Source organism: Ferrimonas sp. YIN67 (assembly GCF_057219095.1).
Map to the genome: position 1 here is coordinate 322,764 of NZ_JBXVVJ010000004.1, position 6,832 is coordinate 329,595.

A 6,832-nucleotide genomic window follows, 5' to 3' on the forward strand; every position below is an offset into this window, starting at 1 on the left:
CGTGGGAGTCAGGGAGGCAGGTTTACGGCGACCCATTCCTTTCGATGCCTTGCTACCCGTGGACCGTTCTGAAGTGAACAAGGGCCGGTATGGGATCACCGGCCTTAACACCATCAGGCTAGCGGGGCGGGAGGCGCGTCGAGACACAATGCCAAGCATTGCATGAGGACGCTTTCTTCAGCGGTCAGTTGTCCATCATGTTCAACGCAGACGCGACAGGCTTCCAGAAACCGTTGTTTGCGCAGGGGAGAAAGGTTTCTAAGCTGTGGGATAGCCATGGCGGCCGTATGCCATGGGGGCTGCATCGGCAGTTCTGCCTTTCGCAGCCCAAAGGCGAGGATCCCTCGCTCAAAGGCATCTTGAGTGTGTTGACCGTTTTCATGCCCCAGATGGGCTAACAGGGCGATGAGCGACGTTGCTGCGCGTTTTTTCTGATCCAGCGATAGCGGCCTGGTGGGGCGCTCCTCGAGGTAGTGGCGGAGCACTTGCCAGACACACCAGCGCAGCAAGCCCTGATCGTCGCAGTGCCAGCAGGTGGCCAGTTGTTGCAGCAGGGTACGTTTTTGCTGGGGCGACAAGATCTGCAGCGTTGGCATGGCCAACTGCAGTAGCCCCATTTTTTGCTTCTGACTGAGCGGAATAAGTTGTTCTCTTAGTTGCTCGATCCCCTGTTTAACCGCAGGAGGAAGCTCTGCGATGGTGTTGGCACCCTGACGAGGCCAAAGCAGGGCCAAGGCGAGCTCTCTGGCGTCCTCGGGCTCATGGGCTTTATCCTGCAGGAACAGAGGTAACTGGCTGAGAAGCACCGCCCCGGTTAGTATGCTTTCCAGGTTGCGTCCAGAAGTTTCATCCGCCAAAGAGGGCTCGCTCTCCTTGGCACTGTCCTGGCGTACTCGCAGTCGCTGTAGCACTTCGGTGTAGCTGCCATCCCATTGAGGCTCAATGGCCTGGATCCTTTTCTCCAACGGCGGATGAGTGGCCATCATGGAGGTCAAGGGTCGAAACTGGCCAAAGAACAGGTGGCTGGTTTCAGCGGCTTCGGGGTGGTCAAGGGTGCTGCCATTGAGATCGGCCCCGATCAGCTTGAGGGCATCGGCGATCCCAGAGGGGTTGCGGGTAAACTGTACCGCCGCGGCATCGGCCAGATATTCCCGCTGGCGGCTGACGGCGGCCTTGATCAGATTGCCGCACAGGGTGCCGATCCAGCCCAGTACCAGCAGGGCAACACCGATCATCATGATCACCATGCCGGCCTTGTCACTGTCCCGATTTCGACTGCGATGACCGCTTCGGCCGATAGCACGGACGACGAATTCACCGATCTGACTGATGAACAGCAGCCCTGCCAGTACGGCGATCAGCCTCAGATTGAGGCGCATGTCGCCATTTTGGATGTGGCTGAACTCATGGGCGATCACCCCCTGTAACTCGGCGCGGCTAAGTTTGGCGACGCAGCCCCGGGTGACCCCTATCACCGCATCGGCAGGGGTGTGACCGGCGGCAAAGGCGTTGATCCCCTCTTCATGCTCCAGTAGATAGACTGGGGGTACGGGCAGGCCGGACGCCAGGGCCATCTCCTCGACGACGTTGCGGACTCGGCGCTCGTCGAGATCCTCGGTATTGGCCAGGATCGGTCGGCCTCCCAGTGACTCGGCGACGGCAACGCCTCCGCTGCGTAACGTCAGCCACTTGAAGCCACTCACCAGGGCGATAACCAGGAGCACCATAAAGCTGATCCCGGCGCTGCTTGGGGAGAGCAGATAGGTGGTTACGGAGCTCATTGGATCTGTGGTGCCAGAGCCAAAACCCAAGGCCAGGCCAATCACCAGGTTGATCCCGGCGATGATCCCCAAAAGCGCCAGTGCAAACAGGAACAGGAGTAGTCCCGTACGACGTCGGGCCTGCTCCTGTTGAGCGAAGAAATCCATGCTGAATGTCCCTTAAAACTGGACCTTGGGAGCGTCCTGGATCTGGGCGCTGTCGGCAAACTCCAGCAAAGCCGCATCCTGGCCATGACCAAACAGGCCAGCAAAGAGGATGGGTGGAAATTGCTGCTTGTATTGGTTGTAGGCCGTGACGGCGTCGTTGAAAGCCTGGCGGGCAAAGGCGACGCGATTTTCTGTGGTGGTCAGCTCTTCGGAAACCTGCATCATATTCTGATTGCCCTTGAGATCCGGATAGGCTTCCATCACGACACTCAAGCGCCCCATGGCACCGGCCAAGGCGGATTCACCGGCGGCGAGCTGGCCGATACAACTCGGATCGGTAGGATGCTTGCTGGCGGCCTGAAGTCCGGCCATGGCTTGATTGCGCGCCTGGATCACCGCTTCCAGGGTGTCCCGTTCATGCTTGAGGTAGGCTTTGGCCGTCTCCACCAGGTTGGGGATCAGGTCATAGCGGCGCTTGAGCTGAACCTCGATCTGAGAAAAGGCGTTCTGATGGCGGTTTTTCAAGGCAACCAGTTTATTAAAGATACTGATCACATAGAGCACGAGAATGACTGCAATGGCCAGGGAGGCGATGGTGCCGATAGACATGGTAACGTCCTGATCTAAATGGATAAGACCTAAACAGTAGCGTTCCGCTTTGGTAATGGAAAGGGGGGAACCGGGATTTTGCGAGCAGGAACTCCCAGGGGAGTGAAACAGCGGGAAAGGTGCCAGGGACGATGGGGCTGGGAGTACGGGGTCATGCCGTGAAGGTAACGCTTTGTTTTAGGCGGAGACGGGACGGCAATATGGCGACGGCATCAATACGGGTCCTGAGCGTCTACTGTGATCCTAGCGAGTCTATGCAAGCTGGGCGCACGCATTCAGGAAGGTGCTCAAGGTTTCAGTCGTATCTGGCCGGTGGCGTTGGATGGGCACGATAGGGTCACAAAGAAAGAGGAAGCCAGGCTAGAACTGAGCTTGGGAGTCTTGGCAACCGTGCATCCCCCTAGAGCAGAGACGATAAGAGGAGGCCGAAGCCTCCTCTTTTTTTACTGAACCCTGTTAGGGCAAAAGCGTTTGCTTACCAGCCCTTCACGATGTTGCCGTTGAACAGCTCGAGGGCCTTGGCGTGTACGGCTTCGCTCTGGTAGGCCTTGATGAACTGAGCGATACGCTCGTCGTCCTGATTTTTGGTATGAGCCACGATCAGGTTCACGTAAGGGCTCTCCTTGTCTTCAACAAACAGCCCGTTTTCCTCCAGGGTCAGGCCAGCTTGACCTGCGAAGGTGTTGTTGATCACGGCAAAGCTGACGTCCTGCAGGGCACGGGGCAGCTGTGCGGCTTCCAGCTCCAGGAGCTCTAGGTTTTTCGGGTTGTCGATCACGTCACGCGGGGTCGCGGCGATCCCAACGCCCTCTTTGAGGGTCAGCAGGCCCTGAGCTTCCAACAGTACCAGGGAGCGGCCCAGGTTGGTTGGATCGTTTGGCAGGGCAACTTTTGCGCCGTTGGCCAGTTCGTCCAGGTTCTTGATGCTGTTGGAGTAGGCAGCGATCGGGTAAACGAAGGTGTTGGCAACGGCCACCAGATCGTAACCACGGGCTTCAACCTGGCCATCCAGGTAGGGACGGTGCTGGAAGGCGTTGATGTCAATGCTGCCGTCATTGAGGGCGGCGTTTGGCGTCACGTAGTCGGTGAAGGGCACGATCTCAACGTTGAGATCGAACTGCTCTTTGGCCAGTTTGGCGGCCACTTCGGCGACTTGGGCTTCCGGACCGGCCATGGCACCCAGCTTCAGGGTATCGGAATCACTGCTGCCACAGGCGGACAGGGCCAGAGCCGCGGCGGCGGCGAACAGGGCGCGTAGAGTCTTGGTCATGAGGTTGTACCTTTTCGTTATGTTGAGCTTGGTCTTTTTATCGTGTTTTTGGCGTTATTGCCGTGAGTGCTGCTGGTTTTTTGAGCGCCATTCATCTGTGATCGATACGACGCACCACAAAGTCACCCAGGGATTGGATCGCTTGAACCAGTACCAGCAGGATCACTATGGTTGCGAGCATGACGTCCAGTTCGAAGCGGTAGTATCCGTAGCGGATGCCGACATCGCCCAGGCCGCCACCGCCCACGGCGCCGGCCATGGCGGAGTAGCTGACCAGAGTCACCAGGGTAATGGTGATGCTGTTAAGGATCCCTGGCAGGGCTTCCGGCAGCAGAACCTTACGGATGATCTGGGCTGGGCTTGCGCCCATGGCCTGGGCCGCTTCCACCAGACCGCCGGGGACTTCCATCAGCGCGCCTTCGATCAAACGGGCGATAAAGGGAATGGCGCCGACGGTCAGCGGTACAACGGCGGCCATGGTGCCGATGCTGGTGCCCACCACGATGCGGGTAAACGGGATGATCGCTACCAGCAGGATGATGAAAGGCACTGAGCGACCGGCATTAACAATCACGCCGAGGACTCGGTTAACCAACAGGTTTTCCAGCAACTGACCGGTCTTGGTCAGGTGCAGGATCACGCCGATGGGGATCCCGGCCAGGGCCGCGATCAGACCGGACAGGAAGACCATCTGCAGGGTCTGCAGGGTGGCATTCCACAGCAGGGGGATCAGATCACTGGACATAGCCAAGTACCTCTACATCAATATTGTGTTCAATCAGATAGCGTTGGGCTTCCTGGATGGCTTGCGGTGTGCCCATCAGTTCAGCCAGCATGAGGCCAAACTTGGTGCCGCCAACGTATTCCATCTGGGCGCTGAGGATGTTGCTGTCGGTGCCAAACTGTTTGGCGGCCTGAGTAAGGACCGGCGCATCGACACTGTCGCCGCGGAAGGTGAGGCGCACCAGAGGGCGACAACCTTCGAACGGTTCGGTTTGCAGTGTTGCTTTATAGCTATCGGGTACATCCAGATGCAGGGTCGAGCGAATAAAGCGACGGGCCAGTTCGGTTTTGGCGTTGGCAAAGAAGGGGCCCACTTCATCCTGCTCAATCAGGCTGCCCTGATCGATGATGGCAACGCGATCGCAGATCTGCTTAACCACCTCCATCTCGTGGGTGATCAGCAAGATGGTCAATCCCAGCTTTTGGTTGATCTCTTTAAGCAGTTTGAGGATTGATTTGGTGGTTTCCGGATCCAGTGCCGAGGTGGCTTCGTCACACAGGAGCACCTTAGGCTCATTGGCCAGGGCCCGGGCGATGGCCACCCGCTGTTTCTGCCCGCCACTCAGGTTGGCCGGGTAGCTGCTCGCTTTGTCGGCGATCCCGACCAGCTCCAGCAACTGGTTTACCTTCTCGGTGATCTGCGCCTTACCCAGGCCGCCCAGCTCGAGCGGGAGGGCAACATTATCAAAGACGGTACGTGAGGCCAGCAGGTTAAAGTGCTGGAAGATCATCGCGATCTGCTGGCGTTGCTTGCGCAATGCGGCGGCGTTCAGTTGGGTGAGGTCGACACCGTCAATCTTTACGGCCCCCCCATCGGGGCGCTCCAGCAGATTCACACAGCGGATCAGGGTACTCTTACCGGCGCCGGAGCTTCCGATGATCCCAAAGATGCTGCCGGCAGGAACATGAAGATCCGTGGGGCGTAGGGCCGGGATCACGCGGTCACCCTGGCGGAATGTTTTATGGATGGCTTCGAGAGTGATCATACCGATTCTGTCGCCTTATCATTATCGTGTGGGGCCTTGGCCCGATGGATGCAGTTTAAATAGCCGTCCAGAAGTCTGTCAATGGACACTTAGCCATTTAGCCGTCCAAACCGGGTGTTTGCGTGATTAATGACCGCCCAATGGCGCCTTGGTCGACCAATCTATCGTGATATCAGGGCTAAATTGACCCGCCAAGCTGGCAAAGGGATACTTAGCAGCGGATGGCTCGGTATATCACTCAACAAACAGATCCACCCTATGCTTGATGCCAAAAAGGCGTGTCACTGGGGAATGGGCAATAACGAAGAGCAGGAACAGCGAATGAGTAAGGCGGTATTTCTCGATCGGGATGGCGTGATTAATGTGGATCACGGTTATGTACACAAGATCGAGGATTTTGAATTTGTGCCTGGCGTACTGGAGGCCTGTGCTCGACTGGTCGATGCCGGCTTTAAGCTTATCGTGGTGACTAATCAGTCGGGTATCGCTCGTGGCTATTATAGTGAGGCGCATTTTTCGACCCTGTGCGATTGGATGGCAGAACGTTTTGCCTCTGCTGGCGCGCCACTTACCGCTATCTATTACTGCCCTCATCATCCGCAAAAAGGAGAGGCACCTTACGTCTGTGATTGTGAGTGCCGAAAACCGAAACCCGGGATGTTGTTGCTAGGCGCCCAAGAACATGGGGTGGAGTTGGGCGCTTCATATATGGTGGGCGATAAGGCTGATGATATGCTGGCGGCTAAAGCTGCTGGGGTTGCGGGAAAAGTTTTGGTTCGCAGTGGTAAGAGTGTAACGGCGCAAGGAACGGCTCTAGCCGATACCGTAAGCGATGCATTGCCAGAGGCGGTTACCTGGATCCTTACTAATTCGGCTGATCGAAGCTGACAGATTGGTTAAAAGGCATCCAGATCTCGGTGCTTTGGTGGAAAATTAGCCAGGCGATTCGTTTGGCAGTGATTTATTGTTGCAACTTGCCTGGCCATCCCTATAATGCGCTTCCTGTCGACGGGGCATGGCGAAACAGTTTCGCGGTGGTGCTCTTCACTGAGACCCTAACGGCGATGTTAATCCTTAATGAAATCAAGGGTTGACGAACAAAAATGGATGTGTAGAATGCGCATCTCGCTTTGGTAACGAAGCAAGCTCTTTAACAATTTGTCAGACAATCTGTGTGGGCACTCACGTAGGATTGAGAAATCATCATTTCTTAATGTTTACTGAGTGACTATACGAAATTCAGTATTCATTGAGTA

6 protein-coding genes are annotated in these 6,832 nt (G+C 56.6%); 1 reads left to right on the forward strand and 5 read right to left on the reverse strand.

Annotated elements, in window-relative coordinates; all coding sequences use genetic code 11:
• Window positions 1-113: 113 nt before the first annotated feature.
• From AC2D8U_RS11820 to metN, 5 genes are all read right to left on the reverse strand, one after another.
• Window positions 114-1,928, reverse strand: a complete 1,815-nt coding sequence (locus AC2D8U_RS11820; protein ID WP_484619253.1) for a M48 family metallopeptidase — start codon at window positions 1,926-1,928, stop codon at window positions 114-116.
• Between the two features lie 12 nt (window positions 1,929-1,940).
• The gene (locus AC2D8U_RS11825; protein WP_484619254.1) at window positions 1,941-2,537 is read right to left on the reverse strand and encodes a LemA family protein; all 597 of its coding nucleotides are present in this window, start codon (window positions 2,535-2,537) and stop codon (window positions 1,941-1,943) included.
• Between the two features lie 475 nt (window positions 2,538-3,012).
• Window positions 3,013-3,807, reverse strand: coding sequence for a methionine ABC transporter substrate-binding lipoprotein MetQ (metQ, locus tag AC2D8U_RS11830; RefSeq protein ID WP_484619255.1), 795 nt, complete (start codon window positions 3,805-3,807; stop codon window positions 3,013-3,015).
• Window positions 3,808-3,898: 91 nt separating this feature from the next.
• Window positions 3,899-4,552, reverse strand: coding sequence for a methionine ABC transporter permease (locus AC2D8U_RS11835; protein WP_484619256.1), 654 nt, complete (start codon window positions 4,550-4,552; stop codon window positions 3,899-3,901).
• Complete coding sequence (metN, locus tag AC2D8U_RS11840; protein WP_484619257.1) at window positions 4,542-5,576, reverse strand: methionine ABC transporter ATP-binding protein MetN; 1,035 nt, start codon at window positions 5,574-5,576, stop codon at window positions 4,542-4,544. The genes AC2D8U_RS11835 and metN overlap by 11 nt, the downstream gene beginning before the upstream one ends.
• 129 nt (window positions 5,577-5,705) lie before the next feature.
• Here metN and gmhB point away from each other — a divergent pair, with 129 nt between their 5' ends.
• Window positions 5,706-6,464 (forward strand): D-glycero-beta-D-manno-heptose 1,7-bisphosphate 7-phosphatase, encoded by a 759-nt coding sequence (gmhB, locus tag AC2D8U_RS11845; RefSeq protein WP_484619258.1) that lies wholly within the window; start codon window positions 5,706-5,708, stop codon window positions 6,462-6,464.
• Window positions 6,465-6,832: the final 368 nt, after the last annotated feature.

Bases quoted from the DNA above. Each gene is read 5' to 3' on its own strand.
- AC2D8U_RS11820 (WP_484619253.1), bottom strand. From the start codon at position 1,928: ATGGATTTCTTCGCTCAACAGGAGCAGGCCCGACGTCGTACGGGACTA.
- AC2D8U_RS11825 (WP_484619254.1), bottom strand. From the start codon at position 2,537: ATGTCTATCGGCACCATCGCCTCCCTGGCCATTGCAGTCATTCTCGTG.
- metQ (WP_484619255.1), bottom strand. From the start codon at position 3,807: ATGACCAAGACTCTACGCGCCCTGTTCGCCGCCGCCGCGGCTCTGGCC.
- AC2D8U_RS11835 (WP_484619256.1), bottom strand. From the start codon at position 4,552: ATGTCCAGTGATCTGATCCCCCTGCTGTGGAATGCCACCCTGCAGACC.
- metN (WP_484619257.1), bottom strand. From the start codon at position 5,576: ATGATCACTCTCGAAGCCATCCATAAAACATTCCGCCAGGGTGACCGC.
- gmhB (WP_484619258.1), top strand. From the start codon at position 5,706: ATGACCGCCCAATGGCGCCTTGGTCGACCAATCTATCGTGATATCAGG.